This window comes from Ramlibacter sp. (assembly GCF_035706265.1).
Classification (GTDB): Bacteria; Pseudomonadota; Gammaproteobacteria; order Burkholderiales; family Burkholderiaceae_C; genus Ramlibacter.
In genome coordinates, this window is the sequence record NZ_DASSVG010000034.1 from 1 (window position 1) to 2,618 (window position 2,618).

Below are 2,618 nucleotides of genomic sequence, written 5' to 3' on the forward strand. Positions count from 1 at the left end.
GCTTCAGCTTCGCGACTTCTTCCTTGAAGGATCGTTCCATGTCAGCCGACGAAATTGGGCAGCCAGACGGCGACTGCCGGAAGGAGAAAGACCAGCGCCAGCACGAGAATGCTCATCGCGACGAAGGGCGCCACGGCGCGGAAGATGTGGCCCATGGTCACGGCGGGCGGTGCCACGCCGCGCATCGTCATCAGCAGCAGCCCGTGCGGCGGCAGCAGCAAGCCGAGCTGCATGCAGATCAGGAACATCACGCCGAACCAGACCGGGTCGATGCCGAGGCCCTGCACGATCGGCATGAAGATCGGCAGCGTGATCATCATCATGCTCACCTGGTCGACGAAGATGCCCAGGAAGATCAGCGTGAGCATCATGCCGACGACGATCAGCCCCGGTGCCAGGCCCTGGCCCGTGATCGCCTGCACCAGGCCGCTGCTCGCGCCCGAGAAGGAAAGGATCTGCGCGAAGGTGGTGGCGCCGACGATGATGAACAGGATCATCCCCGAGATCGCCGCCGTGCCCTGCAGCGACTTCGTGAGCACCTCCAGCGTGAGGGCGCGGTACACGAGCGCCAGCACCAGCGTGGCGAAGGCGCCAACCGCGGCGCACTCCGTCGGCGTGGCCCAGCCCTGCGCCAGCGCCGCCACCACCACCACGAAGATGGAAAGCGTCGGCAGCACGTAACGCACGAAGGGGCGGAAGCGCTCCCAGCCGGCATAGGAAGGCTGCTCGCGCTCCGCCGGCGCCAGCGCGGGACTGAACTTCACCCGCGCGACGATCCACAGCACGAAGGCGAGCGAGAGGATCATCCCGGGCAGCACCCCACCCACCAGCAGCTTGGAGATCGAGATGCCCGAGAGCGAGCCGAGCAGCACCGTCAGCGCCGAGGGCGGGATCAGCATGTCGACGGCGCCGATCGCCATGATCGGCCCGGCCGCGAGGCTGGGGTGGTAGCCGCGCGCCAGCATCACCGGCAGCATCAGCGAACCGAGCATCGCGGTGGTGGCGATCGTGGAGCCGGAGATCGCGGAGAACACGGTGCCGGCGACGACGGCCACCACGGCCAGCCGCCCCGGCAGGCGGCGGATCAGGCGCTCGATGCCCTCGATCACCTGCACCGCCAGGCCGCTGTGGAACAGCACCTCTCCCATCAGGATGAACAGCGGGATCGGCGTGAGCGAGAAGGCGGCCACCGAGCTCACGCTGCTGCGCGCCAGCTGCGCGAGGCCGGCCTCCCCGCCCATGTACAGCCAGGCGCCCGCAATGTTCACCGCCATGAAGGTCAATGCCACCGGCATGCCGATGAACAGCAGCAGCGTCGAGCCGCCCAGCATCAGCCAGGCCGCACGCCCCCAGTTGCTCATCCCGTGCTCACCGCGTCGTGGCGCGGCTGGCGCGGGCCGGCGTAGAGGCGCGCCATGCGCAGCAGCATCTCGAGCGAGAGCAGCGCGAAGGCCACCGGCAGCGGCGCGAGCGCCCACCATTCCGGCGTGACCAGGGTCTTGATGTTCAATGCGCCCGAGGTGTAGCTGGCCCAGGCCGCGCGCGCGCCGTACCACGTGAGCACCAGGCAGCAGCCCAGGCCGAGGACGTCGCCCACCCATTCGAGGCTCCAGGCCAGGCGGGGCGGCAGCGCCTGCAGCAGCACGTCCACACGGATGTGCATGCCCCGGCGCAGCAGCCAGGGCGCCACGCACATGGTGATCAGGTAAAGCATCAGCTCCGAGACCTCGTTGCTCCAGGCCAGCCCGCGCGGCAGGCCCGGCACCGGGATGTTGCGCAGCGCCACGTCGGCCACGATGACCAGCAGCATGGCGAACAGCAGCACGCAGCCGACCCACGCGAGGCCGGCCAGGAAGGAGCCGTAACCGCGCTCGATGCGGCCGGCGCTCACTTGGGCGCGAACAGGGCCTTGAAGCGCTTCGCCACTTCGGGGCTCTGCTTCTCGGCGCTGGCCCAGGCGACGCTGTAGGCCTTGTCGACGAAGGCCTTGGAGCTGGCGGCATCGAAGCGGATCGCCTGGATCCCGGCCTTCTGCTGGCGCGCCGCTTCGTCGGCAGCGTACTGGGTCCAGAAGGTGTTTTCCGCCTCCAGCGCCAGCACCTGCTTCTGCAGGTAGTCGCGCTGCTGCGGCGTGAGCTTGCGGTAGGCGGGCAGGTTCATGACCAGCGAGACCTCGGCGTCGTAGAAGCCCGGGTCCACGCGGTACTTCGTCTTCTCCTGCCAGTTGAGGTCGAAGATGCCGCCGATGGGCCAGCCGTAGCCGTCCACCACGCCGCGTTCCAGCGCGGTATAGACCTCGCCCGGCGCGGTGGTGATCACATTGGCGTTCAGCGCCTGGAAGAAGTCGCGGTACACCGGCGTGATGCGGATCTTCAGGCCCGTGAGGTCCGGCTTGTCCACCTTCTTCGTGGTGTAGATGTGGAAGGGCTGGTTCTCCACCATGCGCGCCAGGTACTGCATGTTGGCCTTCTCGTTCCACACCTTGTTGATGGCGTCGAAGGCGCCGTTCCTGCGCTGCTCGGCCACCGGGACCTGCGTGAGCTTCAGGAAATCGGCCTCCGGCATCACGTTGGTATAGAAGGCGCCGGTGGACATGGCCATGTCGACCACGCCGGTCT

At 68.0% G+C, this 2,618-nt stretch carries 3 protein-coding genes; all 3 read right to left on the reverse strand.

The features are described from left to right. Positions 1–41 precede the first annotated feature (41 nt). Positions 42–1,361, reverse strand: coding sequence for a TRAP transporter large permease subunit (locus VFM98_RS01105; protein ID WP_325108039.1), 1,320 nt, complete (start codon positions 1,359–1,361; stop codon positions 42–44). Beyond that, on the reverse strand, positions 1,358–1,891 hold the full coding sequence (locus tag VFM98_RS01110) for a TRAP transporter small permease (protein ID WP_325108040.1): 534 nt from the start codon (positions 1,889–1,891) through the stop codon (positions 1,358–1,360). Before VFM98_RS01110 ends, VFM98_RS01105 begins: the two co-directional genes overlap by 4 nt. Next, on the reverse strand, positions 1,888–2,618 hold a 731-nt coding region (gene dctP, locus VFM98_RS01115; protein ID WP_325108041.1), incomplete at its 5' end, for a TRAP transporter substrate-binding protein DctP. The genes dctP and VFM98_RS01110, both read right to left, overlap by 4 nt.